This window comes from Mesorhizobium sp. M0848, assembly GCF_040319805.1.
In the GTDB taxonomy this organism is placed as follows: Bacteria; Pseudomonadota; Alphaproteobacteria; order Rhizobiales; family Rhizobiaceae; genus Mesorhizobium.
This window is the reverse complement of the sequence record NZ_JAMYOM010000004.1, coordinates 1-23,552: the sequence shown is the minus strand read 5'-3', so window position 1 is coordinate 23,552 and position 23,552 is coordinate 1. Positions and strand designations below refer to the sequence as shown.

The 23,552-nt window shown below is 62.3% G+C and carries 29 protein-coding genes and 1 pseudogene; 20 read left to right on the top strand and 10 right to left on the bottom strand.

Annotated features, from left to right (window positions below; genetic code table 11):
- Position 1 precedes the first annotated feature (1 nt).
- Together NKH95_RS05340 and NKH95_RS05335 are read right to left on the bottom strand one after the other, a co-directional pair.
- Positions 2-931: an AAA family ATPase gene (locus NKH95_RS05340; RefSeq protein WP_023810354.1), complete on the bottom strand. Its 930-nt coding sequence runs from the start codon at positions 929-931 to the stop codon at positions 2-4.
- On the bottom strand, positions 928-1,455 hold the full coding sequence (locus NKH95_RS05335) for a flavin reductase (RefSeq protein WP_352891148.1): 528 nt from the start codon (positions 1,453-1,455) through the stop codon (positions 928-930). The genes NKH95_RS05340 and NKH95_RS05335 overlap by 4 nt, the downstream gene beginning before the upstream one ends.
- A gap of 179 nt (positions 1,456-1,634) precedes the next feature.
- Between NKH95_RS05335 and NKH95_RS05330 the strand changes: the two genes are divergently transcribed.
- Positions 1,635-2,708, top strand: coding sequence for a branched-chain amino acid ABC transporter substrate-binding protein (locus tag NKH95_RS05330; RefSeq protein ID WP_352891147.1), 1,074 nt, complete (start codon positions 1,635-1,637; stop codon positions 2,706-2,708).
- Positions 2,708-3,733, top strand: a complete 1,026-nt coding sequence (locus NKH95_RS05325) for a P1 family peptidase (RefSeq protein WP_352891146.1) — start codon at positions 2,708-2,710, stop codon at positions 3,731-3,733. Before NKH95_RS05330 ends, NKH95_RS05325 begins: the two co-directional genes overlap by 1 nt.
- Before the next feature lie 9 nt (positions 3,734-3,742).
- Here the strand turns inward: NKH95_RS05325 and NKH95_RS05320 are convergent, their stop codons facing one another.
- Positions 3,743-3,997: a DUF2171 domain-containing protein gene (locus tag NKH95_RS05320; protein WP_127269889.1), complete on the bottom strand. Its 255-nt coding sequence runs from the start codon at positions 3,995-3,997 to the stop codon at positions 3,743-3,745.
- Between the two features lie 128 nt (positions 3,998-4,125).
- Here NKH95_RS05320 and NKH95_RS05315 point away from each other — a divergent pair, with 128 nt between their 5' ends.
- The 5 genes from NKH95_RS05315 to NKH95_RS05300 are packed head-to-tail and all read left to right on the top strand — an operon-like array spanning position 4,126 to position 7,469.
- The gene (locus NKH95_RS05315) at positions 4,126-4,851 is read left to right on the top strand and encodes a DUF2259 domain-containing protein (protein WP_128303288.1); all 726 of its coding nucleotides are present in this window, start codon (positions 4,126-4,128) and stop codon (positions 4,849-4,851) included.
- Positions 4,848-5,372, top strand: coding sequence for a hypothetical protein (locus NKH95_RS05310; RefSeq protein ID WP_352673813.1), 525 nt, complete (start codon positions 4,848-4,850; stop codon positions 5,370-5,372). The genes NKH95_RS05315 and NKH95_RS05310 overlap by 4 nt, the downstream gene beginning before the upstream one ends.
- A 59-nt stretch (positions 5,373-5,431) precedes the next feature.
- Positions 5,432-6,733, top strand: a complete 1,302-nt coding sequence (gene purB / locus NKH95_RS05305) for an adenylosuccinate lyase (RefSeq protein WP_352552709.1) — start codon at positions 5,432-5,434, stop codon at positions 6,731-6,733.
- Positions 6,734-6,740: 7 nt separating this feature from the next.
- Complete coding sequence (locus NKH95_RS33430) at positions 6,741-6,869, top strand: metallophosphoesterase (protein WP_502895164.1); 129 nt, start codon at positions 6,741-6,743, stop codon at positions 6,867-6,869.
- Positions 6,870-6,914: 45 nt separating this feature from the next.
- A complete protein-coding gene (locus NKH95_RS05300; RefSeq protein ID WP_502895163.1) occupies positions 6,915-7,469 on the top strand; it encodes a metallophosphoesterase family protein in 555 nt (184 codons plus the stop codon).
- Positions 7,470-7,484: 15 nt separating this feature from the next.
- Here NKH95_RS05300 and NKH95_RS05295 read toward each other — a convergent pair whose 3' ends face one another.
- Positions 7,485-8,300, bottom strand: coding sequence for a VOC family protein (locus NKH95_RS05295; RefSeq protein WP_023810345.1), 816 nt, complete (start codon positions 8,298-8,300; stop codon positions 7,485-7,487).
- A gap of 249 nt (positions 8,301-8,549) precedes the next feature.
- Between NKH95_RS05295 and NKH95_RS05290 the strand changes: the two genes are divergently transcribed.
- Entirely contained in the window at positions 8,550-9,104 is a 555-nt protein-coding gene (locus NKH95_RS05290; protein ID WP_023810344.1) for an RBBP9/YdeN family alpha/beta hydrolase, read from the top strand.
- A gap of 6 nt (positions 9,105-9,110) precedes the next feature.
- On the opposite strand, the gene NKH95_RS05285 is transcribed toward NKH95_RS05290, so the two are convergent.
- Positions 9,111-9,884, bottom strand: a complete 774-nt coding sequence (locus NKH95_RS05285; protein WP_023810343.1) for an HpcH/HpaI aldolase family protein — start codon at positions 9,882-9,884, stop codon at positions 9,111-9,113.
- Between the two features lie 126 nt (positions 9,885-10,010).
- Positions 10,011-10,331: a DUF1476 domain-containing protein gene (locus NKH95_RS05280; RefSeq protein ID WP_013532126.1), complete on the bottom strand. Its 321-nt coding sequence runs from the start codon at positions 10,329-10,331 to the stop codon at positions 10,011-10,013.
- A gap of 274 nt (positions 10,332-10,605) precedes the next feature.
- Here NKH95_RS05280 and purC point away from each other — a divergent pair, with 274 nt between their 5' ends.
- The 6 genes from purC (at position 10,606) to NKH95_RS05250 (ending at position 14,155) form a co-directional block, all read left to right on the top strand.
- Complete coding sequence (gene purC / locus NKH95_RS05275) at positions 10,606-11,400, top strand: phosphoribosylaminoimidazolesuccinocarboxamide synthase (RefSeq protein ID WP_013532127.1); 795 nt, start codon at positions 10,606-10,608, stop codon at positions 11,398-11,400.
- 43 nt (positions 11,401-11,443) lie between these two features.
- On the top strand, positions 11,444-11,686 hold the full coding sequence (gene purS / locus NKH95_RS05270; protein ID WP_023810342.1) for a phosphoribosylformylglycinamidine synthase subunit PurS: 243 nt from the start codon (positions 11,444-11,446) through the stop codon (positions 11,684-11,686).
- Position 11,687: 1 nt separating this feature from the next.
- Positions 11,688-12,356 carry a phosphoribosylformylglycinamidine synthase subunit PurQ gene (purQ, locus tag NKH95_RS05265; protein WP_352891145.1) on the top strand — a complete coding sequence of 223 codons (669 nt, stop codon included), beginning with the start codon at positions 11,688-11,690 and terminating at the stop codon, positions 12,354-12,356.
- Between the two features lie 84 nt (positions 12,357-12,440).
- Positions 12,441-13,106 carry a glutathione S-transferase family protein gene (locus NKH95_RS05260; protein WP_127810643.1) on the top strand — a complete coding sequence of 222 codons (666 nt, stop codon included), beginning with the start codon at positions 12,441-12,443 and terminating at the stop codon, positions 13,104-13,106.
- Positions 13,103-13,510, top strand: a complete 408-nt coding sequence (locus tag NKH95_RS05255) for a hypothetical protein (protein ID WP_128303281.1) — start codon at positions 13,103-13,105, stop codon at positions 13,508-13,510. Before NKH95_RS05260 ends, NKH95_RS05255 begins: the two co-directional genes overlap by 4 nt.
- A gap of 3 nt (positions 13,511-13,513) precedes the next feature.
- Positions 13,514-14,155: a Pr6Pr family membrane protein gene (locus tag NKH95_RS05250; RefSeq protein ID WP_128303280.1), complete on the top strand. Its 642-nt coding sequence runs from the start codon at positions 13,514-13,516 to the stop codon at positions 14,153-14,155.
- Between the two features lie 78 nt (positions 14,156-14,233).
- On the opposite strand, the gene NKH95_RS05245 is transcribed toward NKH95_RS05250, so the two are convergent.
- Positions 14,234-14,485 (bottom strand): DUF1127 domain-containing protein, encoded by a 252-nt coding sequence (locus tag NKH95_RS05245; protein ID WP_128303279.1) that lies wholly within the window; start codon positions 14,483-14,485, stop codon positions 14,234-14,236.
- A gap of 92 nt (positions 14,486-14,577) precedes the next feature.
- On the opposite strand from NKH95_RS05245, the gene NKH95_RS05240 reads away from it, so the two are divergent.
- The 6 genes and pseudogenes from NKH95_RS05240 (at position 14,578) to NKH95_RS05215 (ending at position 21,226) form a co-directional block, all read left to right on the top strand.
- Positions 14,578-15,987: an aminotransferase-like domain-containing protein gene (locus NKH95_RS05240; RefSeq protein ID WP_352552720.1), complete on the top strand. Its 1,410-nt coding sequence runs from the start codon at positions 14,578-14,580 to the stop codon at positions 15,985-15,987.
- A gap of 119 nt (positions 15,988-16,106) precedes the next feature.
- On the top strand, positions 16,107-18,338 hold the full coding sequence (gene purL / locus NKH95_RS05235) for a phosphoribosylformylglycinamidine synthase subunit PurL (RefSeq protein WP_352610571.1): 2,232 nt from the start codon (positions 16,107-16,109) through the stop codon (positions 18,336-18,338).
- A gap of 45 nt (positions 18,339-18,383) precedes the next feature.
- A pseudogene (locus NKH95_RS05230) lies at positions 18,384-18,904 on the top strand (hypothetical protein).
- Positions 18,905-19,037: 133 nt separating this feature from the next.
- Complete coding sequence (locus tag NKH95_RS05225; RefSeq protein WP_010909092.1) at positions 19,038-19,271, top strand: BolA/IbaG family iron-sulfur metabolism protein; 234 nt, start codon at positions 19,038-19,040, stop codon at positions 19,269-19,271.
- Positions 19,272-19,452: 181 nt separating this feature from the next.
- Positions 19,453-19,788 (top strand): Grx4 family monothiol glutaredoxin, encoded by a 336-nt coding sequence (gene grxD / locus NKH95_RS05220; protein ID WP_006332883.1) that lies wholly within the window; start codon positions 19,453-19,455, stop codon positions 19,786-19,788.
- 253 nt (positions 19,789-20,041) lie between these two features.
- The gene (locus NKH95_RS05215) at positions 20,042-21,226 is read left to right on the top strand and encodes a multidrug effflux MFS transporter (RefSeq protein ID WP_245486115.1); all 1,185 of its coding nucleotides are present in this window, start codon (positions 20,042-20,044) and stop codon (positions 21,224-21,226) included.
- Here NKH95_RS05215 and NKH95_RS33425 read toward each other — a convergent pair.
- The 3 genes from NKH95_RS33425 to ttcA are packed head-to-tail and all read right to left on the bottom strand — an operon-like array spanning position 21,223 to position 23,393.
- Positions 21,223-21,630, bottom strand: a complete 408-nt coding sequence (locus tag NKH95_RS33425) for a UCP034077 family protein (RefSeq protein ID WP_127293481.1) — start codon at positions 21,628-21,630, stop codon at positions 21,223-21,225. The genes NKH95_RS05215 and NKH95_RS33425 overlap by 4 nt on opposite strands.
- A 55-nt stretch (positions 21,631-21,685) precedes the next feature.
- Complete coding sequence (locus NKH95_RS05205) at positions 21,686-22,519, bottom strand: inositol monophosphatase family protein (RefSeq protein WP_352610568.1); 834 nt, start codon at positions 22,517-22,519, stop codon at positions 21,686-21,688.
- Positions 22,509-23,393: a tRNA 2-thiocytidine(32) synthetase TtcA gene (ttcA, locus tag NKH95_RS05200; protein WP_352793696.1), complete on the bottom strand. Its 885-nt coding sequence runs from the start codon at positions 23,391-23,393 to the stop codon at positions 22,509-22,511. The genes NKH95_RS05205 and ttcA overlap by 11 nt, the downstream gene beginning before the upstream one ends.
- Positions 23,394-23,552 lie beyond the last annotated feature (159 nt).

Genomic DNA, 23,552 nt, shown 5'->3' with positions numbered 1-23,552 from the left:
CCTACTCCGCCGCCGAAAGCTCGGCCTTCACCTCGTTGAGGATGCGCCGGCCTTCGCCCTGTTCGATGCGGGCAATGTCGTCCTGGTATTTCAACAGCACGCCGATCGTGTCGGAGACGGTTTCCGGATCGAGCGCCACCTTGTCGAGCTCGGTCAGCGCACCGGCCCAGTCGATGGTTTCGGCGACGCCAGGCACCTTGAACAATTCGATCTGGCGCAGCTTCTGGATGAAGGAGACCACTTCGGCCGAAAGCCGCTGGTTGGCCTGCGGCACCTTGCGGCGCACGATCTCCAGTTCGCGCTCGGCGTTGGGATAGTCGACCCAGTGATAGAGGCAGCGCCGCTTCAGCGCATCGTGGATTTCGCGGGTGCGATTGGTGGTTATGATGACGATCGGCGGTTCTTCCGCCTTGATGGTGCCGAGTTCGGGCACCGTCACCTGGAAGTCGGACAGGATTTCGAGCAGGAAGGCTTCGAACGCCTCGTCGGTACGGTCGAGCTCATCGATCAGGAAAACCGGGGCAGCGCCCGTCTTTCCGGTCAGCGCATCGAGCACCGGGCGGCGGATCAGGTATTTTTCGGAAAAGACGTTGCGCTCCATGGCGGAGCGTTCGACCTTGCCGGCCGCCTCCTCCATGCGGATCTCGATCATCTGCGCGGCGTAGTTCCACTCATAGACGGCGGACGAAACGTCGAGGCCTTCATAGCACTGCAGGCGGATCAACCGGCGACCGAGCGCCTGTGCCAACACCTTGGCGATCTCGGTCTTGCCGACACCGGCCTCGCCCTCGAGGAACAGCGGCCGCTTCATACGCAACGACAGGAACAGCACGGTCGCCAGCGACCGGTCCGCCACATAGTCCGCACCGGTCAGGAGATCGAGAGTCTCGTCGATCGTCCGTGGCGCGGCGCGCGGTTTCAGCTCGGTCATTCTTTCTCCGTGAACGCCGCCGCTCCGCTTTCCAGTACGTGGTAGCCGCGGGCGTGATAGATCAGCGGCCGCAAATTATCGCCCATACGCAGACCTGTCACCTTGCCAAAAAGCACACGATGGGTGGCCAGATCCTTGGTGTCGATCAATTCGCAGTCGAACACGGCGAGCGCGCCTTTCAGCGTCGGTGCGCCGGTAGAGATCACATCCCATTCGCCAAGCGCGAAACGTTCCTCGACCGGCAGGCCGGTGATGCCGGAAAAGCCGACCGACAGCGGCTCCTGGTGCGAGGCCAGCGTGTTCAGGGCAAACCTGCCGTTTTTCACGAACTGCTCATTCTTGGCATTTTCGCGGTTGAGACAGACCAGGATGGTGGGCGGCGTGTCCGACACCGAACAGGCGGCGATCACCGTCGTGCCACGCTTGCCGGCCGGCCCGTCGGTGGTGACCACATGGACGTGGCCGGCAAAGTGGCTCATCGCATCGCGATAGGCCTGCGGCCCAATGTCGTTCTTCTTCAGCACCGTAAATTTTCCATGGTCAGGATCCTACCGACATATATGGCCAGACATAGCCCGCCACAAGCGAAGTGCCTGAGCCATATCCCGAAATTCGCGTGTTGCACCAAGGCCAGGCAGCCTTTAGGTCTTGGCGGCAATAGTGCCAGGAGCATAAGACCGGCACGGAGGACCCCATCGCTCGAATGCGACCCAGGACAAGAACAATAGCGGCGCTGTTCTGGCTGTTTCTGGCCAGTGGTGCGGATGCCCAGACGCTGCTGGTCGGCGTCTCAGCGCCCCTGTCGGGACCATCGGCCATTCTCGGCAAGCAGATCGAGGCCGGCACCGGTCTGGCCGCCGAGGCGAACGGCATCGAACTCAAGACGGTGGATGATGCCTGCACCGCCGATGGCGGCGCTGCCGCGGCCAGGGAATTTGCCGCCGCCAAGGTCAATATCGTGGTCGGCTTTCTCTGCACCGAGGCGATCGAGGCGGCGATGCCTATTCTCAAGGACGCCAACATTCCGGTCATCACCATTGGCGTGCGAACCGAGAGCCTGACCGACCGCCGCGCCAAGACTGGCTGGCCGGTCTATCGCCTCGGACCACGCGGCGACGATGAGCGCAACACCGTCGCTTCTGCCCTCACCCATCTGTGGCAGAACGAGCTGTTCGCCATTATCGACGACGGCACCATCTACGGCCGTGAGATCGCCGAGACGTTGCGGGCAGCGGCCGAACAGGCAGCGCTGAGGCCGGTATTCACAGACACGTTCCGGCCACAGCTCGACAACCAGATCGGCATGATCGGCCGGCTGAAGAAGGCCGGCGCGACGCATGTCTTTGCTGGCGGCGACGGCGACGACATCGCCATCATGGGCCGCGATGCCGCACAGCTTCAGGCTGGCATCGTCTTTGCCGGCGGCGAAAATCTCCGCGCACCGCCGGGCGACGTGCCCTATGCCGTGGGCACGCTGATGATCGCACCGCCTGAATGGGCCGATGTCGCCGATCCAAAAGTGCTGGCGGCATTTGACGCTAGGAAGATCGTGCCCGACGGCTATGCGCTGCCCGCCTACGCCGCGGTCGAAATCGCCAAGGCGGCATCAAGCTTGTCCGAAAGCTCGGGCAAGCCATTGGCTGAAGCCCTGACCGGGCAGGATTTCACCACGGCGATCGGCCCGATCCGCTTTGATGCAAAAGGCGACCTCAGCCAGAGCCCCTACCGCGTCTTCCGTTTCGACGGCACGCGCTTTGCGCCCTTGGAAAGCAACTGATGTTTCGCAACGGCCCACGCAACCTGATCACCGACGTTGCCGGCCTGCGCGTCGGCAATGCGTCCGACGCCAGGCTGAAATCCGGGGTGACGACCGTGCTTTGCGATGCGCCGACGGTGGCTGGCGTTCAGATCCTGGGCGGCGCGCCGGGCACGCGCGAGACAGACCTGCTCGAACCGCACAATTCGGTCGATGTGGTGCACGCCGTCGTGCTTTCAGGCGGTTCGGCTTTCGGCCTCGACGCGGCATCCGGCGTGCAGGCGGCGTTGCGCGAACGCGGCATCGGCCTCGAGGTCGGTGGCTTTCGCGTGCCGATCGTGCCATCGGCGATCCTGTTCGACCTGCGCAATGGCGGCGACAAGGATTGGGGCCGTTATCCGCCCTACCGTGAGCTTGGCTATGAGGCGGCGCAAACCGCCACCGCCGATTTCCAACTCGGCACGATCGGTGCCGGCACCGGTGCGCTGACCTCGGGGCTAAAGGGCGGCCTCGGCTCCGCCTCGACGCTGCTGGAAAGTGGCGTCACCATCGGCGCGCTGGCCGCCGTCAATCCGACGGGCTCGGTAACCGTCAGCCGAACCCGCCATTTCTGGGCAGCACCATTCGAAATCGGCGACGAATTCGGTGGGCTTGGCTATCCCTCGCCGATGCCGGACGACGCGAAAAGGATTCTTTTGAAATACCGCGACAAGCATATGGGAAGGCCGATGGAGACCGGCGGCAACACCACCATCGCCGTCATTGCCACCGATGCGGTGCTCACAAAAGCTGCCGCCAAGCGCCTGGCGATATCGGCGCATGACGGGTTCGTGCGCGCCATATGGCCGACGCACACACCGGCCGATGGCGATCTTGTATTCGCGCTGGCGACCGGCACGAGCGGTATCGAACTCTCCGCCGATGCGGCAATCGATCTCTACGCCGCCGCCGGCGCCACCATGGCGCGCGCCATCAGTCGCGGCGTCTATGCAGCAACGCCTGCCGAAAACGATCTGTTTCCGGTCTGGTCGTCACGCCTGAGGTGAAGCGATCAATCAGACCCGATCGGACTTTTCTTCCTCGAACGTCACCGCAACATCGGAATTCGCCGACAGCCAGACCTTCTTCCCGTCGACTTCGGCAATCAGGCTCAGGGGAATATAGTGATGATGGCCCTTGTGAGCGCCCTCGCCGCTATCGGCCTTGGTCAGCTTGATGCGCTGGCCATCGACCTTGTCGACAGTGCCGACATGCACGCCGTCGGCGCCGACAACTTCCATATGCTCGCGAATTTTGCTGGTGTCGGTCATGGTGGTTCTCCATTGGGACTGCCGACCATAACAAATGACGGGCCGATTGGATGCATCGGCTTTCGCACCGCACGACGTTTTGATTTCGGCGTGCTAGGGGATTGAGACGATCACGGGGGTGAAGACCGATGCGAATGCTCTTTCTGTTTGCCGTTGGCCTGCTTGCACAGTTTGCCACCTCGATCGCGGCTCATGCCGGCGATGTCGCCGAACTTGAAATCCTCGGCTTCACCAAGGACGGCAGCGTCTTTGCTTTCGAGGAATATGGCGTGCAGGATGGATCGGGTTTTCCCTATGCCAACCGCTACTACATCGACACCAGCACCGACAGCTTTCTCAAGGGCACGCCGATCCGGGTCCGGCTTGAGGACGAGAATGCCAAACTGGATGCGGCGCGCCTTCAGGCCCGGCAAAAAGGCGAAGCCATTGTCAGTCAGGCCGAGCTGAGCGCCAATCGCGGCATCACCGCGGGTTTCAACCCGGTGACCGAGCTTTCGGCGGATCCGCACCGGATGGCGGTCAATCCGCGCCCGATCTTTTCGCCGGTCGACCCACCGCTCGAGTTCCGGCTCGACGAGATCGGCATGAACAACACCAAGGGCTGCGAGAGCCAGGGCGAGATCAACGGCTTCCGGCTGCTGCGCATCGAGGCGCAGGATGGTGGCACCACCAAGCTGCTGCACGAGGATAAGGCGATACCGAAAAGCCGGGGTTGCCCGAACGGCTACCGCATCGGCGCCGTGCAGACCTTTTCGATGGACAGTCTCAGCGCCTATGCCGTGCTGATCGCGGTGCGCCAGTACGGCTTTGAAGGCCCGGACTTTCGCTGGATCGCGGTGACCGGCCGCCTGTGACACCGCTTGTCCCACCCGCCCCGCGCGATCGTTCGCTGAACCGCCTTCGCCGCGCTATACCGACGCCGCGCACTGCGTTTTATGGCGCCTTGCTATGGGCCACGACGATGGGCGCCAGTGCGCTCGTCACCCTGTTGTTGGACGACTGGGAGACGCCGGCGAAAATCCGCATTGTCACCGTACTGTTCGCGGTGGGAGCTGCGCTGGCCTTTCCTATCGGCCTGTTCGCGGCGCGGCTGGTTTCGCAGGGAAGACGCTGGGAAGTCGCCTTTGCCGCGGCCTTCGTGTGCCTAGCCGCGGCGACGATCGGCCTGACCGCCGGGCTGTTTGCCCTGCAGTACCGCTCCTACTATGCCGAGTGGCATGCGCCTGCTTTCACCCGCACCTGGGTCCTCCAGTTCGTCTTCACGACGTTGATTGCGCTTTATCAGTTCGTGGTGCTGGGCATCCGGCTCTATTTTCCAGTTGGTTTCATCGCTCTGTTTGCCGCGGGCGTCTGGTTTGCGCGCCAGCGGCGTTGAGCATTTTGCTCGCCTCTGTTAGGACGCGGGCAAACTTCTCGATATGTCAGGACTGACCGATGATCCCTCGCTATTCCCGGCCGGAAATGGTCGCCATCTGGTCGCCAGAAACCCGGTTCCGCATCTGGTTCGAGATCGAAGCCTATGCATGCGACGCGCTGGCCGAACTCGGCGTCATCCCCAGGGAAGCGGCAAAAACCATCTGGGAAAAGGGCGGGGCGGCAAAATTCGATGTCGAGGCGATCGACGAGATCGAGCGCGTTACCAAGCATGACGTGATCGCCTTCCTCACCCATCTTGCCGAATTCGTCGGGCCGGACGCCCGCTTCATCCATCAGGGCATGACCTCGTCCGACGTTCTCGACACCTGCTTTGCGGTGCAGCTTACCCGCGCCAGCGACATCCTGCTCGCCGACATCGATGGTCTGCTTGCAGCGCTCAAGCGCCGCGCCTTCGAGCACAAGGACACGGTCACCATCGGCCGCAGCCATGGCATCCATGCCGAGCCGACCACCTTCGGCGTCAAGCTGGCGCAGGCCTATGCCGAGTTCTCGCGCTGCCGCGAGCGGCTGGTGCACGCGCGCGAAGACATCGCCACCTGCGCCGTTTCGGGCGCAGTCGGCACCTTCGCCAACATCGATCCCTATGTCGAGGAGCATGTCGCGGCGAAGCTCGGCCTGAAGCCCGAGCCGGTGTCGACGCAAGTGATCCCGCGCGACCGCCATGCGATGTTCTTTGCCACGCTCGGCGTCATCGCCTCCTCGGTCGAGCGGCTGTCGATCGAGATCCGGCATCTGCAGCGCACCGAGGTGCTGGAGGCGGAAGAGTATTTTTCGCCGGGCCAGAAAGGCTCGTCGGCCATGCCGCACAAGCGCAACCCGGTGCTGACCGAGAACCTCACCGGCCTTGCCCGCATGGTGCGTTCGATGGCGCTGCCGGCGATGGAGAATGTGGCGCTCTGGCACGAGCGCGACATCTCGCACTCCTCGGTCGAGCGCATGATCGGCCCGGACGCCACCGTGACGCTCGATTTCGCGCTGTCACGGCTGACCGGCGTCATCGACAAGCTGCTCGTCTATCCCGACAACATGCTGAAGAACATGAACAAGTTCCGCGGCCTCGTGCATTCGCAGCGCGTCATGCTGGCGCTGACGCAGGCGGGCCTGTCGCGCGAAGACTCCTACCGGCTGGTGCAGCGCAACGCCATGAGAGTGTGGGAGCAAGGCGCTGATTTTCTTGAGGAATTACTGTCCGACAAGGAAGTGACCGCAGCGCTGCCGGAAGCCGAGATCCGCGAGAAATTCGACCTGGGCTATCACACCAAGCATGTCGACACGATCTTCAAGCGGGTGTTCGGATAGGATTTCCATGCGACTGGCTGTCCTTTCCGACATTCACGGGAATCTGCGCGCGCTTGAAGCGGTTCATGCGCGGATCAAGGACAATTCTCCCGACATCATCGTCAATCTGGGTGATTGTCTCTCCGGGCCGCTATAGCCGGAAGAAACCGCGCAATATTTGATTGCACAGAACTGGCCGACCGTGCGCGGCAATCACGACCGTGTGCTGATCGAGCCGCCGGCTTCCGGGCTGGAAGACGTCGATGCCTTTACCCACCATTGCCTCTCCCAGACGTCATTGGCTTGGCTTTTGGCATTGCCGATTGCCCTGACGCTCGCCCCTGAAATTCTGCTCTGCCACGGCAGCCCCAGCGACGACGAGACGTTCCTGCTCGAGGAAGACGGCGGCAATCACTTCTATCCATCCAATCAAAAAGAAATCAGACACAAGCTCGGCAGCATCGATGCCGGGCTGACCTTGTGCGGCCACACCCATACGCCGCGCGTCGTGCGGCTTTCCGACCGCCAGACGATCCTAAATCCCGGCAGCGTCGGTGTTCAGGCGTTTCCCGGCCTTACCGTGACCGGCAGCCCGCATGCCCGCTACGCCCTCGCCACGCACAAGCGCGGAGAATGGTCGTTCAGCCATCACGCGGTCAGTTATGACTGGGCCGAAGCATCCAGCCGCGCGACGGCGGCCGGCTTCGACAGTTGGGCACACGGATTGCTGACCGGTTACGCCGCCAGTTCTGTTTAAGAGCGCAGCGGGCGCTTAGCCGGCAGCGCCAGGCACGGTGCGGATCACCGTGCCCCACGGGTCTTCCCGCGTGGTTTCGGTGGATGCCTTGTCCGAACGCATCTCGACCCAGGCCAGACCTGACCGGGAGGGATCGCGGCGGCCTGCGCCTGAACTCTGCCAGGCGTTGGCGCCGATGTGGTGGTGATAGCCGCCCGAAGACAGGAACACCGCCTGGCCGCCATATTTCGCCACCGTGTCGAAGCCGAATTCCTGGTTCCACCAGGCTTCGGCGTCTTCCGGCCTGCCGACACGCAGGTGGACATGGCCGACGATGCTGTTTTCCGGCGCGCCCTGCCAGCCGGCGTCACCCGCAGGCACTTCGGCAACGACGGACGGAATGTTCAGCCGCTCCGTTGCCATGGCAATCTTGTCGCCATTCCACTTCCAGTCCTGCGGGCGGCGGTCGGCATAGATCTCGATGCCATTGCCTTCGGGATCGGTCAGGTACAGAGCTTCGCTGACCAGATGGTCGGAAGCGCCCTCGATCGCGATCTTGTTCGATATAGCGTGGTTGATCCAGCGGCCGAGATCGGCGCGGCTGGGCAGCAGGAAGGCGGTGTGGAACAGCCCGGCGCTGCGCGGATCATCCGGCTTAGCTGAAGCGTCCTGCTCAAGCACCAACAAGGGACGGTTGGCGGCGCCCAGCGTGATCGAACCATCGGCACGGCTCAACTCCTGCAGACCGACAATTTCGCGGTAATATGCGGCAAGGCTTTCCGCGTCGCGCGCCTTCAGCCCGACGCGGGCAACGCTGACTGGGGTGGTGGCGGCAAAAGGCAACTCGCTCATCAAATGCTCCGTTCGACCGGCCTGCGATGAAGCTCCCAAAGCGAGAAGCCCCACTCCGCCGATCATTGTACGTCGTGTCAGTTCCAAAGTCAGGGTTCCCGCGCACGGCTGTTTCTTTTCCTGACCACAGATCGTCCATCGGCATCGTTCACACAAGACGCGAAGAAGCGAACATGGTGTTCACTATTGTGATCAAAAGTGGCGTTCCCGCCGGTTGCACGAAGCGATGCCGCTCGCTATCTCAGCGCCATGAAGGTCAAGGAAGCAGATATCCTCATCGTGCCGGGCTACACCAATTCCGGCCCCGACCATTGGCAGAGCCGCTGGCAGTCGAAACTGTCGACGGCGCGCCGCGTCGAACAGGCCGAGTGGTCGAAGCCGGTTCGCGAGGACTGGACCGCGAGCGTCGCCAAGGCGGTCAACGAGGCCGAGCGGCCGGTCGTCCTGGTCGCGCATTCGCTCGGCGTCACCACTGCGGTGCAAGCCATTCCGCAATTCCGCAAGCCGATCGCCGGGGCCTTCTTCGTGGCACCTCCCGACGTCGCCAATCCCGAGATCAGGCCCAGGCACCTGATGACCTTCGGTCCCTACCCGCGTGAGCCGCTGCCCTTTCCCTCGATCGTGATCGCCAGCCGCAACGATCCGTTCTGCGCCTTCGATGTCGCCGAAGACATTGCCGGTGCATGGGGCTCACTATTCATCGATGCCGGCGAGACCGGTCATCTGAACGCGGATTCAGGCTTCGGGCCGTGGCCCGAAGGTTCAATGACCTTCGCCAAATTCCTGACGGATTTGAAACCCTGAGTTTCTTCAGGACCCAATCGAATCGCGGACGCTCTTGATCAGCGTTTTTGCGCCAAGCCCGATCAGCGAATGCTCGGAGCCCATGGCCAGCAGGCGATAGCCCATCGACACAACCCGGCCGGCAATTGCCGGCTCGACAACGTAGATCGCCGCATGTTTGCCGGCCTTGCGGGTGCGCTCGGCCACCGATGCCACCGTCTCCATCATGCTTTCCAGCGTCGAATTGACGGTCGCACCATTGCTCCAGGCGATCGAGAAATCCGATGGGCCGAGGAAGATGCCGTCGATGCCGGGCGTGTCGAGGATGCCGTCGAGCGCATCGAGGGCCGGACGCGTCTCGACCATGGCGAAGGCCATGGTGCGTTGGTTGGTGTCGCGCAGCCACTCGGCCTGGTCGCCCTTGCCGTGGCGTGGAAAAGCGTAAGTCGGCCCCCATGAGCGCTCGCCGAGCGGCGGGTATTTCATGGCGGCGGCGAACAGTTTTGCATCGGCAACCGAATTCACCATCGGCGCGATGACCGCCTCGGCGCCGAAATCGAGCGCGCGGCTTGCCATGTCGAAACGGCCAACAGGAATGCGCACCAGCGCCGGCTTGCCGGCAGCGAGCACCGGCACCAGGCCACGCAGCACGCTGTCTTCGTGATGGCCGCCATGCTGCATGTCGAGCGTGACGGCATCAAAGCCCTGCTTGGCGACGATCTCGACGGTCAAGGCATCCGGCACGCCGGACCATGCGGTGAACAACGTTTCGTCGGCCGCGAGGCGGGACTTCAGGGACATGGGTACTTTCCTTGTTAACTCCGGCAGTTTCAGCCGGAAATCGTGACAAAGGCAAAGAAAAACCGCCCGGATAGGCCGGGCGGTCGATTGGTCCAGCGTATGGCCGGGATCAGCGCATGGCCCGGATCAGGTGTTCTTGATCTGCTCGATCGCCTGCGCCATCAGTTCGTCCATGGTGCGGCGGATCTGGTGGTCCGACTGCTCGACGCCGGCCGCGTCGAAATCCCCGCGGATTTTGCGGAACACGTCGTGGTCGCCGGCTTCCTCGATGTCGGAAATAACCACTTCCTTGGCATAGGCGTCGGCATCAGCGCCGGACTTTCCGAGCTTTTCGGCGGCCCACAGGCCGAGCGCCTTGTTGCGGCGCGCCGAGGCCTTGAACCGAAGCTCCTCGTCGAATGCGAATTTACGCTCAAAGCCCTCTTCGCGGTCTTTCATGCTGCTCATGGCGTCCCTCCGGTCAAATTCGATTCGTTGGCGGTGAATATGTGCGTTGCCAAAGCACAAACCAAAAGGTCGCGGGCCGGTCAATACGCTTCATCGCATGCTGCGCTGCGGCATTTCAGTCCCGAAAGCGGTTGATTGGAAGGATTTGCCGATTGAGCAAACGATGTGATTGGGATAGACCCGGCATTGAACCCTACCGTAGCCGCACTATTTCAGGCAGACGGACAGGAAATGGTCTGATACCGCCTGTCCGGAACCCCAGAGAAAAATCCAGATGAAAAATCGCCGCCGCATTTATGAAGGCAAGGCCAAGATACTCTATGAGGGACCCGAACCGGGCACGCTTATCCAGTTCTTCAAGGATGACGCCACCGCGTTCAACAAGAAGAAGCATGAAGTCATCGACGGCAAGGGCGTCCTCAACAACCGCATTTCCGAGTACATCTTCAACCATTTGAACCGCATGGGGATCCCGACCCATTTCATCCGCCGGCTGAACATGCGCGAGCAGTTGATCAAGGAAGTCGAGATTATTCCGCTCGAAGTGGTGGTGCGCAATGTCGCCGCCGGTTCGCTGTCCAAGCGGCTCGGCATCGAGGAAGGCACCGTTCTGCCGCGCTCGATCATTGAATTCTATTACAAGGCCGACGCGCTTGACGATCCGATGGTGTCGGAAGAGCACATCACTGCGTTCGGCTGGGCGAGCCCGCAGGAGATCGACGACGTCATGGCGCTGGCCATCCGCGTCAACGACTTCCTCTCCGGCCTGTTCATGGGCGTCGGCATCCAGCTCGTCGACTTCAAGATCGAATGCGGCCGGCTGTTCGAGGGCGACATGATGCGCATTGTCGTCGCCGACGAGATCTCGCCGGATTCCTGCCGCCTGTGGGACGTGGCGACGCAGGACAAGCTCGACAAGGATCGTTTCCGCCGCGACATGGGCGGCCTCGTCGAGGCCTACCAGGAAGTTGCCCGCCGCCTCGGCATCATGAACGAGAACGAGCCGCCGCGCCCGACCGGCCCGGTGCTCGTCGCCTCGACCGACGGCCTCAAAGGCAAGCCGCACTGATCGCGGCTTGCGAACTGATAGTCAGAACAGGAGCATGTCCAGCGTGATCAAGGCCCGCATTACCGTCACCCTCAAGAACGGCGTGCTCGACCCGCAGGGCAAAGCGATAGAACACGCATTGTCGGGCCTTGGCTTCGGCGGCGTCGGCGCGGTGCGGCAGGGCAAGGTTTTCGACGTCGAACTGGCCGAAAGTGACAAGGCCAAGGCCGAAGCCGACCTCAAGGCCATGTGCGACAAGCTGCTGGCGAATACGGTGATTGAGAATTACGCGGTGGAGATTGCCTAAATTGAAAGCAGCCGTCGTCCTCCTGCCCGGCCTCAACCGCGACCGCGACATGATCGCGGCGTTGACCAAGATTTCGGGAACACCGCCAGTCACCGTCTGGCAGACCGACACCGAAATCCCCGATGTCGACCTGATCGCCATTCCGGGCGGCTTTTCCTTCGGCGACTATCTGCGCTGCGGCGCGATCGCTGCGCGCATGCCGGTCATGCGGGCAGTGGCCGAAAAAGCGGCCGCGGGCGTTACAGTCATCGGCGTCTGCAATGGTTTCCAAATCCTGGTCGAGGCCGGCCTGTTGCCGGGCGCCTTGATGCGCAACACCTCGCTGAAATTCGTCTGCCGGCAGGTGAAGCTCGAGATCACCAATGCCAACACCATGTTCACCCGCCGCTATCAGCCGGGCCAGATCATCCGCTCGCCGGTCGCGCATCATGACGGCAATTATTTCGCCGACGCCGACACGCTTGCCCGTCTCGAAGGCGAAGGCCAGGTGGTGTTGCGCTATGCGGAGGGCACCAACCCCAACGGCTCGATCAACGACATTGCCGGCATCGTCAACAGCCAAGGCAATGTGCTCGGGCTGATGCCGCACCCGGAAAACCTGATCGAAGCAGCCCATGGCGGCACCGACGGCCGCGGACTGTTCGAGAGCGCCCTCGGCATCGCCGCCTGACGATATCGAAGCGAACAGCTTGAAAACAGCCGGACATTCCTGTCTCTTTGGAGCAAGTCTGGTTCATTGGGGAGAGAGACGGTCATGAAACTCTATTCGCGGCCGTTGTCGCCCTACTCGTCGATCGTGCGGGCACTGGCCTACATCAAGGACGTACCACTCAAGATCATCGCGCCGCCGCCCGGTTTCCCCATCCCGGAAGAGTTTCGCGCCATCTCACCGATGAACCGGATTCCGGTTCTGATCACCGGCTCGGGCGAAACCATCGTCGAATCGGTGGTCATCGCCGAATATCTCGAGGAACGGTTCCCGGAACCGGCGCTGCTGCCGCCCGATTCCAAGGACCGCGCGCTGGTGCGTATGTTCGCCCGCATCACCGATCTCGATGTGCTGACACCGATGATGAAGCTTTTCGAGCTTCATTCCGTGCCGAAGCGAAACAATGCCGAGATCGACGCCCAGTTCGCCCGCCTACATCATGGACTGGCGGCGATCGAGGCCCGCATGGCGCAAGGGCCCTTCGCACTCGGCGACGACATTAGTTTCGCCGATGCCTGGCTGACGCCGACGCGGTTCATCTTCAACAATTTCCGGGCCATGACGGGACGCCACGACCTGCTCGATGCCTATCCCAAATTCGACGCCTACCAGCAGATCGCCTCGCAACACCCGGCATTGTCGAGGGTGTGGGGCGAGATGACCGATGGTTTGAAGATTTTTCTGTCCGAGCTTGAGATGGGTGCCGCTTGATCAAGTCGAAGACGATCGCGCTGGTCGCCGCGGCGGGCTTTGTGCTGGCATCTTGCCAGTCGACGCCAAAGAGCACGCCTGTTCCCTCAGGCAAAAGTGCTGCGCTGCTGGCCATGGAACAAGTGGCGATCGCTGCCCACAAATGCTGGATCGCCAGCAAGGACCCAGCCTTCAAACCGTACCAGATGGCCAATGAGCTGAATTCGTTCAGCGGCACGCCGCGTTTCCTGCTGGTGCCGGCCAAGCACTATGGCGGCAAACCTTTGCTGGTCGTGCAGGCGCAAGGCAATTCTAGCCGTGTCGACGTCTTCGGACCGCTGATGAACGATCCGCTCGGCGCCCGCATCGGCTCGGACATCGCCCGTTGGCAGACCGGCAATCCGGCCTGCGCCGCGACGGCCTAGCCCATGGGCCGCTTTCTGCAGATTGTGGGGCTGGTCATCGGTCTGGCCGGGCTCATCCTGCAGTTCTGCATCAGCATTCCGGCATCGATGGAAGCAGGCCGCAGCCTGCTTGGCTCCGTCATTTTCGTCTTCAGCTTCTTCACCATCTTGACCAACATCGGCGCGGTGCTGGTGTACATGTCGCTGCTGTCACCCACCTTCTATGCCTGGGTGCCGGCCTTTGCAGGCGCGCGGATGCGGGCCGGCGTTGCCGCTTCGATCGCGCTGGTCTTCATCATCTACGCAACGGTCCTGGCACAACTCTGGCAGCCGCAGGGGCTGTTCCTGCTCTGCGACGTCCTGCTGCATTATGTGACGCCGGTGCTCTTCGTGCTGTGGTGGTTGATATCGGGCGCTGACGGCAGGACGCGCTGGAGCGACATTTCCTGGTGGGTGATCTATCCCATCGCTTATCTGGTCTATGCGCTGGTGCGGGCGCCGTTTGCCGGCGAGGTGCCCTACCCTTTCCTGGACATCGCCAAGAACGGCGCGACCAGCGTCGTCATCTCGGCCGCAGCCATCACCGGACTTTTCCTCGTGCTGTGCGTGGTCGCCGTCCTTGCGGACCATGGCATTGCTCGCACCAGGGCATCGAGCGTCCGTTAGAACTGTGCGGACGTCCTGTCCGCATTTCCAGGGACCATTATCTTTCCCAAAAACCGGTTCCCACTTTTGGGATCACGGTCAGTCCCAGAACGGCCTGATGCCCTCGCGGTGGGCATCGCAGCGCGAGATGCCGATATCCTTGAGCTGGTCGTCGGTCATCTCCAGCAGCGCCAACCGGCTGCGGCGGCGATCCAGCAGGTTGTCGATCCATCTTGCCAGCGACCTCAGCACGCGCACAAGGCGGCTGACAAAGCCGCGCTGAACCGACGGGCGTATCGATTGGCCTGATAATGCAGCGCTCGAATGACGTATTGTCGCGATTGTATTCATTTTCTTTCTGCCGACGTTCTAAATTGTACCTTTTTTGCACGCGATTGATATGTATTGACTCATGTGCCGGTGCAATATAGAAAATTGTCACCATGACAAATTGGCTTCCAGATCTCACTGCCGGCTCCGGCCCGCTGTATCAGCGGCTGGCGGATTCCATCGAGACGGACATCGATCGCGGCGTGATCGATGCCGGCGCAAAGCTGCCGCCGCAACGCGACCTCGCCTACGACATCGGCACCACCGTCGGCACGGTCGGCCGGGCCTATCAATTGCTGCGCGAGCGTGGGCTGGTGAGCGGCGAAGTCGGGCGTGGAACCTATGTGCTCGGCCAGCGCGCGAAGCCGGATTTTCCGGCTCCGGACGTCGGCGGCGAAGGCACACGCTATATCGATGCGCCTAAAGGCAAGTTGCGTTTCGACAGCACCGCAGCACCCGATATCGGCCAGGGCGACATCGTCGCCGGTGTCCTGTCGCGCACGGCGCAGGACCATCCACATGAGATTTCAAGCTACACGCGGGATTTTCCCGACCGCTGGTACGAAGCCGGCGCCCGCTGGTTGGCGCGCAATTCGTTTCGTCCGAGTGCCGACACCGTCGTTCCCACGCTCGGCACCCATGCGGCGGTGATGGCGGCAATCGCGGCGCTCACCATGCCTGGCGACTATGTTGCCTTCGAGCACCTCACCTACTCGCAGATTTCCCGCAGTGCCGGCCTGATCGGCAGGCGCACCGCGCTGGTGGCATCGGACGAGGAAGGCATCGATCCGCAGGATTTCGAGCGCGTCTGCGCGCAAAAGCATCCCAAGATGATCTTCCTGATGCCGACTGCGCAGAATCCGACGCTGGCCACCTTGTCGGCGGCGCGCCGCGAGGCGATCGCCCATGTCGCACGCGAATACAACGTCGTCCTCATCGAGGACGACCTCTATGGCAATCTGACCGATGATCCGACACCATTGCTGGCCGAGTATGCGCCTGAACGCACCATTGTCGCGGGCGGCCTGTCGAAGTCGGTCGCAGCCGGTGTACGCGGCGGCTGGCTTTCTTGCCCGCCCGCCTACCGCCACCGCATCCGTGTCGCCCACAAGATGATGACCGGCGGCATGCCCTTCCTGCTGGCGGAGGTGAATACAAGGCTGGTGCTGTCAGGTCAGGCGGATGAGATACGCAAGCGCAGCATCGCCGAAATCGGCGCCCGCATCGCCATCGTGCGCGAGACTTTGGCCGGCTTCGCGTTCAAGTCGCATGACAGGGTGCCCTTTGTCTGGCTGACCCTGCCCGACCCCTGGCTTTCCGGCACCTTCAAGAACGCCTGCCTTGAGCACGGCGTGCTGATCGACGACGAGGACGAGTTCAAGGCCGGCCGCTCCGAGCAGGTTTTCCATGGCGTCCGCTTTGGCGTTTCGCAGCCGAGACAGCGCGAGGACATAGCCGAAGGCGTCGCGGCGATCCGGCGACTTCTCGATGAAGGCCGCGCCGGCTACGACAGCTTCTCCTGACACTGCGTGGCTTTGTCCGGTTTTCCGTCGTTTTTCGTCAATCCATGGGTATATCGGCCGCAAGGCTTGCGATAAGACGGGACTCAAAATCCCAACGTCCCGGATATAAATCGCCGCCCATGACCATTTCCAATTCCGTGCCGATCACCCCTGAGCTCATTGCCTCACACGGGCTCAAGCCCGACGAGTATCAGCGCATCCTCGATCTTGTCGGGCGCGAGCCGAGCTTCACCGAACTCGGCATCTTCTCGGCGATGTGGAATGAGCACTGCTCCTACAAATCCTCGAAGAAGTGGCTGCGCACGCTGCCAACCACCGGTCCGCAAGTCATCCAGGGGCCGGGCGAGAATGCCGGCGTGGTCGACATCGGCGACGGCGACTGCGTCGTCTTCAAGATGGAGAGCCATAACCACCCGTCCTATATCGAGCCCTACCAAGGCGCGGCGACCGGCGTCGGCGGCATATTGCGCGACGTCTTCACCATGGGCGCGCGGCCGATCGCGGCGATGAATGCGCTGCGCTTCGGCTCGCCTGACCATCCCAAGACCCGGCATCTCGTTTCAGGCGTGGTTTCCGGCGTCGGCGGCTATGGCAACGCCTTCGGCGTGCCGACAGTCGGTGGCGAGGTCAATTTCGACGCCCGCTACAATGGCAACATCCTGGTCAACGCCTTTGCGGCGGGCCTTGCCAAGACCGATGCGATCTTCCTGTCGGAAGCCAAGGGCGTCGGCCTGCCGGTCGTCTATCTCGGCGCCAAGACCGGCCGCGACGGCGTCGGCGGCGCCACCATGGCGTCGGCTGAATTCGACGACAAGATCGATGAGAAGCGCCCGACAGTGCAGGTCGGCGATCCCTTCACCGAAAAGTGCCTGCTGGAAGCCAGCCTCGAACTGATGGCCTCGGGCGCCGTCATCGCCATCCAGGACATGGGTGCCGCCGGCCTCACCTGCTCGGCGGTCGAAATGGGCGCCAAGGGCGACCTCGGAATCGAGCTCGATCTCGACAAGGTTCCGGTGCGCGAAGAGCGCATGAGCGCCTACGAGATGATGCTGTCGGAAAGCCAGGAGCGCATGCTGATGGTGCTGCGCCCGGAAAAGGAAAAGGAAGCCGAGGCGATCTTCCACAAATGGGGGCTCGATTTCGCCATCGTCGGCAAGACCACCGACGATCTGCGCTTCCGCGTTCTGCACCAGGGCGACGAGGTCGCCAACCTGCCGATCAAGGATCTTGGCGACAAGGCTCCGGAATATGATCGGCCGTGGACCGAACCGAAGAAGCCGGCGCCGCTGGCCGCCAATGACATTCCGCAAGCCGACGTTGCCGACGCGCTGCTGAAGCTGCTCGGCGGGCCGGACCTTTCGTCGCGGCGTTGGGTGTGGGAACAGTATGACACGTTGATCCAGGGCAATTCGCTGCAGCTTCCAGGCGGCGATGCCGGCGTGGTCCGGGTCGAAGGCCATGCGACCAAGGCGCTCGCCTTCTCGTCCGACGTGACGCCGCGCTATTGCGAGGCCGACCCCTATGAGGGCGGCAAGCAGGCGGTGGCCGAATGCTGGCGCAACTTGACCGCCACCGGCGCTCTGCCGCTGGCCGCCACCGACAACCTCAATTTCGGCAACCCGGAACGGCCCGAGATCATGGGCCAGCTGGTCGGCGCGGTGAAAGGCATAGGCGACGCCTGCCGTGCGCTTGGCTTCCCTATCGTCTCCGGCAATGTCTCGCTCTACAACGAGACCAACGGCCAGGGCATCCTGCCAACCCCGACTATCGGCGGCGTCGGGCTGATCGCCGACTGGTCGAAGATGGTGCGGACCGGCTTTGCGGCCGAGGGCCAGATGATCCTGCTGGTCGGCGCGCCGGGCTCCTGGGGAACGCATCTCGGTCAATCGGTCTATTTCAGGGACATACACGGCCGCACGGATGGCCCGCCGCCGCCGGTCGACCTCGATCACGAAAAGCGCGTCGGCGACCATGTGCGCGCGCTCATCGCATCCGGTGTCGTCACGGCGGCGCACGACGTTTCCGATGGCGGTGTCGCCGTTGCACTTGCCGAAATGGCGATGGCGTCCGGTATCGGCGCCACCGTTCCCGGGCTTGTCGGCACCGACCCGATCCCGGTCTGGTTCGGCGAGGATCAGGGCCGTTATCTCCTGACGCTGTCGATCGATCCGCATGGTGACGAATGGGACGCCATTCGCAAGCAGCAGGGCGAACTCGGCATCTTCGCGCCGTGGATCGGCTCGACCGGGGGCAACGCGCTGAAGCTTGGCGACGCCAGGGCAATCCCGGTCAGCGAACTCTCCGCGGCGCACGAAGGCTGGTTCCCCCGCTTCATGGACCAGGCCAGTTGACGAGAGCATGATCCCGAAAAGTGGGAACGGTTTTTCGGGAAACTCATGATCAATCACAGGAAACTGGCTGCCCGGGCGCTGCTTGCAGTCGTCTTCTGGCCGTCGTTGTTCTTCTTCTGGTTCCTGGGACCGTTCGTCTTTTCCTGCTGTCGACAACCTCAAGCGAGGTGTGCATGCGGCTGGAAACGCGCGCGGAGTTCCTTGCCGCGGCCAATGGCGCCATCCCCATGCTCATCGCGCAGAATCTCATCTACGCGGTCCCGATCGTCTGCCTGGTTCTGTGGGACCGCCTGGCGCCGGATCCGGCACGGGCAAGGCACATTGTCACCTGCATCAAGCTTTTTGCCAGCGCGGTGGTCGTAGGCGCGATGTGGGAGTACGGCTCGTCGCTCATCTGCGACGGCTATGGCGAGGGGTTCTTCTCGCCAGCTTGGCAAATGACGAGTTACCTTCCCATTGTCAGTCTCGTGCTCAACGTGCCGCTCTACGTGCTGGCCTTCAGCCTTGGCCGCGCCTTCTCGACACGCGAGGACATTGCCGAGGATGAAGCAAGCCCACCGGTCTAGTCTTTCTCTGAAGCCATCGAACCGTCTTGCCGTTGGTGGGACAGAACGGCTTCAATCCGGACCGGAAAGGCTTTAGGCTCGCCCGACTCTCATCTTATGGCCGGCTGCCGGCCGCTCCAAACAGGATTTTGCCATGGCAATGGATGCCCACGACATCGAAAAACTGATCAAGGACGGCATTCCGGACGCCAAGGTGACGATCCGCGATCTCGCCGGCGACGGCGACCATTATGCGGCCGAGGTGGTGGCCGAGAGCTTTCGAGGGAAAAGCCGCGTGCAGCAGCACCAGATGGTCTATGACGCGCTGAAAGGAAATATGGGTGGCGTGCTGCACGCACTGGCGCTGCAGACCAGCGTTCCTGACTGAGCCGCACCGGAACAACCGCAACCACGCGGATCAGTGTCGAGAGAACCGCTTGGCCCAACACGGCTCATCCTTTGCGCCATTTCAGCCACGGCACGGCTAACGTCTTGTTTCGAGCAATCGTTGGGTTTATTTGAAGGGATATGTTTCGAGCCTGACTCCCACAGGCGGGAAAGGATTTTCCATGAGCGGTATCAACGACTACATCGACAATGAAGTGAAGGGCAACGACGTCGTCCTTTTCATGAAGGGCACGCCCGGTTTCCCGCAATGCGGATTTTCCGGCCAGGTCGTCCAGATCCTCGACTATATCGGCGCCGACTACAAAGGCGTGAACGTTCTGGACTCGGCTGAACTGCGCCAGGGCATCAAGGAATATTCCAACTGGCCGACGATCCCTCAGCTCTACGTCAAGGGCGAATTCGTCGGCGGCTGCGATATCATCCGCGAGATGTTCCAGGCCGGTGAGTTGCAGACATTCCTCGTCGAGAAGGGCGTCAGCGTCAAAGGCGCCGCCTGATTTCTGTTTGTGCATATTGCCATCCGAAGGTTGATTTTGATTTTCGGGGTCGTGCACAAAGGCGCCGGGAGCAGCCCACCTCGGCAATTTTCATGTCCTGAACCCAGGACCAAGACGAGCCAATGCGCCGGCCCGCCGGCGCATTTTCGTTTGAAAGATCGGACTTGCCGTGGACCAGTCAAAACCAGAGCCGCAATCGGCAAGCAAACTGCCCATTCCGCGCTGGGAGTTCATCGCCCTGTGCGCGGCGCTGATGGCGCTGAACTCGCTGGCCATCGATATCATGCTGCCCGCGCTGCAGCAGATCGGCGCCTCGCTCGGCGTCGAAAATGAAAACCACCGGCAGTACGTCATAACGGCCTACATTCTGGGCTTCGGCGGCGGACAGCTGTTCTTCGGGCCGATCTCGGATCGCTTCGGGCGTCGCGCACCGCTGGTCGCCGGGCTGGTGATTTATGTCGCCGCGGCGGCGGCTGCCGCCATTGCGCCAAGCTTTGAAACACTTCTGCTGTGCCGAGCCGTGCAGGGCATCGGTGCAGCCGCCACCCGCGTCATCGCCGTCTCGATCGTGCGCGATACGTTCGACGGCCGGCGCATGGCCGAGGTGATGTCGCTGATCTTCATGGTGTTCATGGCGATACCGGTCATTGCTCCCGGCATCGGCCAGTTCATCATGCTGTTTGCGACCTGGCATTGGATCTTCGTCACCATGGCCGTCGGTGCGCTCCTCGTCTCGGCCTGGTCGCTGCTGCGCCTTCCTGAAACGCTGCATCCCGAACATCGCCGGCCGCTGACCGTGAACTCGATTGTCGGCGGGTTTCGCATCGTGCTCACCAACCGCATTGCGATCTGCTATGCCTTCGCCAGCACCTTCATCTTCGGCGCCATGTTCGGCTTCATCGCTTCGGCGCAGCAGATCTATGTGGACATCTTCCATGTCGGCGAGATGTTCCCGGTCATCTTCGCCGGGGTTGCGGGCGTGCTCGCCTTCTCCAACTTTCTGAATTCGCGCCTTGTCGGCCGCATCGGCATGCGCCGCCTGTCGCAGAGCGCGTTGCTGCTGTTCCTGGTCATCAGCCTTGCCTGGCTGGTCGTTTCGCTGGAAATGAAGATGCCGCTCTGGCTGTTCATCACCTTCTTTGCCTGTGCCATGCTTCCGTTCGGTGCGCTCGGCGCGAACTTCAACGCGCTGGCCATGGAACCGCTCGGACAACTGGCCGGCACGGCGTCGTCGATCCTCGGTTTCATGCAGACGTTTCTCGGCGGCATTCTCGGCACGCTGATCGGTCAGGCCTTCAACGGCACGGTGACGCCGCTGGCCGCCGGCTTCTGCAGTGTCTCGGTCGCGGCGCTGCTGATGATCTTCATCGCCGAGCGCGGCAAGATGTTCCAGCCACAGAACCCGCCCGTTTCAGGGCACATCACCGACTTGCATTAGGACGCACCTTCAAGAGTTGCCGTGAACCGAGGGGCAAGCATGCGCCCTGCGATTGCTTCACCCATGCTGTCCGAAAAAGGCAATGGCAGAGCGTCATCAAGTGCCCTGAGGATGGATGCCACGAAGGCCCTGCTGCGCTGGGCATCGGTTCCCAGATCGGAATATGTGGCGCGAGGTTTGCCAATCAGTGTGCCGTTGCGGCGAAGCGAGAACCGCAGTGTCAGGGACATGCCCGCGGTTCCGGGTGGCGGTTTCCAGCAGGCATAGATAGCGTCCGACATCTCCCTTATCGTATCGACGGGATCGGAACTGCGACAGCTGCGCTCTTGCGATCTTGCTTCCTGGGAACTGGCAAACAGAGCGGCGGCAAGAGCCGTGGCGACAAATGCGAACCGAGGTTTCATTCGAGAGCCTCCGGATTTGCGTGAAATTGCACCGCTCCTTCGGCTAACGCAGCAATTAATCCTGTGCCGCCCAGAGTTCGCGGCGCAATTCGTGCCAGCTTTCGCGATCGGGCGCGACAAGCAGGCCGCCGCCGAGATGCGAGGGCAGATAGGTGCTGCCGTCGAAGCGCGCCGCGTGGCCGCCGGCCTCGGCATGGATCAGCACGCCGGCCAGATGATCCCACGGCATCAGCTTGTTGTAGACGACGAAGTGGGCATGGCCGCTCGCCAACAGGCGGTATTCGTGCGCGGCGCAGCGATAGGCGAATTGCGACAGGATCTTCGTCTGGTTGCGCGCCAGCCGCGACCGCTCCGGCTCGGCCATATATTGCCAGGAGACGGAGCCGGTCATCTGCGCGATCGGCGCAGGTGCCGCGACATGCACCTTCTCCAGGCTGCCATGCGCATGCCGGATATGGCTGCCAGCGCCCCTGGCACTGATCAGCCAGTCCTTGCCGACGGGATCGTGGATGATGCCGGCAACCGTCTCGCCCTGGACCACGACCGCCAGCATGACGCCGAACAGCGGCACGCCGGAGGCGAAGTTGAAAGTGCCGTCGACCGGATCGATGACGAAGGCCAGATCGGCATCGCCCAGACCATCGAGCAGTGCCGGATTGTCGGAACAGGCCTCCTCGCCGACGATCATCGCCTGGGGATAGCGCTCGCGCAGCCGCGCGGCGATCAGCCGCTCGGCATTGACGTCGGCTTCGGTCACAAGGTCGGCAGCCGACGTCTTCTGGCGGATGTCGCCCTCACCAAGCCGGCGAAAGCGCGGCATGATCTCGGTCAGCGCCGCCTCGGCCAGAATGCCGGCCAGCCAGTCGATCGCGGTGTCGTCAAATGTCATCGGAAATATCTTGCCTTGTGCTGAGGGTCTCATTGAGCGCAGCGAAGTCGAACAGCTTTCTGTCGAGCAGATGCGATGGCCTGCTGTTCGACAGCGCGCGCAGCATCGTATCCTTGCGGCCCGGCATGCGCTTTTCCAGGTCCTCGAGCATCGCCTTCATGGCGTTGCGCTGAAGACCTTCCTGGCTGCCGCAGAGATCGCAGGGAATGATCGGGAAATGCATGGCGGCGGCGAATTTTTCCAGATCGGCCTCGGCGCAGTAGCTCAATGGCCGCAGCACCATGACGTCGCCGTCGTCGTTGAGCAGTTTTGGCGGCATGGCGGCGAGACGGCCGCCATGGAACAGGTTCATGAAGAAGGTTTCGAGAATGTCCTCACGATGGTGACCGAGCACAAGCGCCGAGCACCCCTCCTCGCGCGCAATGCGGTAGAGATGGCCCCGCCTGAGGCGCGAGCAGAGCGAGCAATAGGTGCTGCCCGCAGGCAGCTTGTCGGTGACGACGGAATAGGTGTCCTGATACTCGATGCGATGCGGGATGGCGTATCTGTCGAGATAGTCCGGCAGGATATGTTTGGGGAAATTCGGCTGGCCCTGGTCGAGATTGCAGGCCAGAAGATCGACCGGCAAGAGCCCGCGCCATTTGAGGTCGAGCAGCACCGCGAGCAGGCCGTAGGAATCCTTGCCGCCAGACAGGGCAACGAGCCAGCGCTGGCCGGGCTTCACCATCGTGAAATCCTCGATCGCCTGCCGGGTCAGCCGCAGCAGCCGCTTGCGCAATTTGTTGAATTCGACCGAGGACGGCACGTCGGCGAACAGCGGATGGAAGCCGCCTTCGCTGTCGGCGATCGGTTCGATGTCTGGAAGCATGTTCATGGCATGTCGCTTTCAGTGGCCCAGAGCGCCGGATTAGCGGACATGACCGACAAAGAAAAGGCCGCCTCGACGGGCTAATGCAGTTCACTTAAGTTGGGCTGGATGAGGATCTGGTAAGACCTATCGAACAGGATGGAGATTCGTTTCCATCCTGTTCGT

Bases quoted from the DNA above. Each gene is read 5' to 3' on its own strand.
- NKH95_RS05240 (WP_352552720.1), top strand. From the start codon at position 14,578: ATGACAAATTGGCTTCCAGATCTCACTGCCGGCTCCGGCCCGCTGTAT.
- NKH95_RS05340 (WP_023810354.1), bottom strand. From the start codon at position 931: ATGACCGAGCTGAAACCGCGCGCCGCGCCACGGACGATCGACGAGACT.
- NKH95_RS05290 (WP_023810344.1), top strand. From the start codon at position 8,550: ATGAAGGTCAAGGAAGCAGATATCCTCATCGTGCCGGGCTACACCAAT.
- NKH95_RS05330 (WP_352891147.1), top strand. From the start codon at position 1,635: ATGCGACCCAGGACAAGAACAATAGCGGCGCTGTTCTGGCTGTTTCTG.
- NKH95_RS05320 (WP_127269889.1), bottom strand. From the start codon at position 3,997: ATGACCGACACCAGCAAAATTCGCGAGCATATGGAAGTTGTCGGCGCC.
- grxD (WP_006332883.1), top strand. From the start codon at position 19,453: ATGAGCGGTATCAACGACTACATCGACAATGAAGTGAAGGGCAACGAC.
- NKH95_RS05315 (WP_128303288.1), top strand. From the start codon at position 4,126: ATGCGAATGCTCTTTCTGTTTGCCGTTGGCCTGCTTGCACAGTTTGCC.
- ttcA (WP_352793696.1), bottom strand. From the start codon at position 23,393: ATGAACATGCTTCCAGACATCGAACCGATCGCCGACAGCGAAGGCGGC.
- NKH95_RS05215 (WP_245486115.1), top strand. From the start codon at position 20,042: ATGGCGCTGAACTCGCTGGCCATCGATATCATGCTGCCCGCGCTGCAG.
- NKH95_RS33430 (WP_502895164.1), top strand. From the start codon at position 6,741: ATGCGACTGGCTGTCCTTTCCGACATTCACGGGAATCTGCGCGCGCTT.
- NKH95_RS33425 (WP_127293481.1), bottom strand. From the start codon at position 21,630: ATGAAACCTCGGTTCGCATTTGTCGCCACGGCTCTTGCCGCCGCTCTG.
- NKH95_RS05225 (WP_010909092.1), top strand. From the start codon at position 19,038: ATGGCAATGGATGCCCACGACATCGAAAAACTGATCAAGGACGGCATT.
- purL (WP_352610571.1), top strand. From the start codon at position 16,107: ATGACCATTTCCAATTCCGTGCCGATCACCCCTGAGCTCATTGCCTCA.
- purC (WP_013532127.1), top strand. From the start codon at position 10,606: ATGAAAAATCGCCGCCGCATTTATGAAGGCAAGGCCAAGATACTCTAT.
- purB (WP_352552709.1), top strand. From the start codon at position 5,432: ATGATCCCTCGCTATTCCCGGCCGGAAATGGTCGCCATCTGGTCGCCA.
- NKH95_RS05285 (WP_023810343.1), bottom strand. From the start codon at position 9,884: ATGTCCCTGAAGTCCCGCCTCGCGGCCGACGAAACGTTGTTCACCGCA.
- NKH95_RS05250 (WP_128303280.1), top strand. From the start codon at position 13,514: ATGGGCCGCTTTCTGCAGATTGTGGGGCTGGTCATCGGTCTGGCCGGG.
- NKH95_RS05280 (WP_013532126.1), bottom strand. From the start codon at position 10,331: ATGAGCAGCATGAAAGACCGCGAAGAGGGCTTTGAGCGTAAATTCGCA.
- NKH95_RS05325 (WP_352891146.1), top strand. From the start codon at position 2,708: ATGTTTCGCAACGGCCCACGCAACCTGATCACCGACGTTGCCGGCCTG.
- NKH95_RS05245 (WP_128303279.1), bottom strand. From the start codon at position 14,485: ATGAATACAATCGCGACAATACGTCATTCGAGCGCTGCATTATCAGGC.
- NKH95_RS05260 (WP_127810643.1), top strand. From the start codon at position 12,441: ATGAAACTCTATTCGCGGCCGTTGTCGCCCTACTCGTCGATCGTGCGG.
- NKH95_RS05295 (WP_023810345.1), bottom strand. From the start codon at position 8,300: ATGAGCGAGTTGCCTTTTGCCGCCACCACCCCAGTCAGCGTTGCCCGC.
- NKH95_RS05205 (WP_352610568.1), bottom strand. From the start codon at position 22,519: ATGACATTTGACGACACCGCGATCGACTGGCTGGCCGGCATTCTGGCC.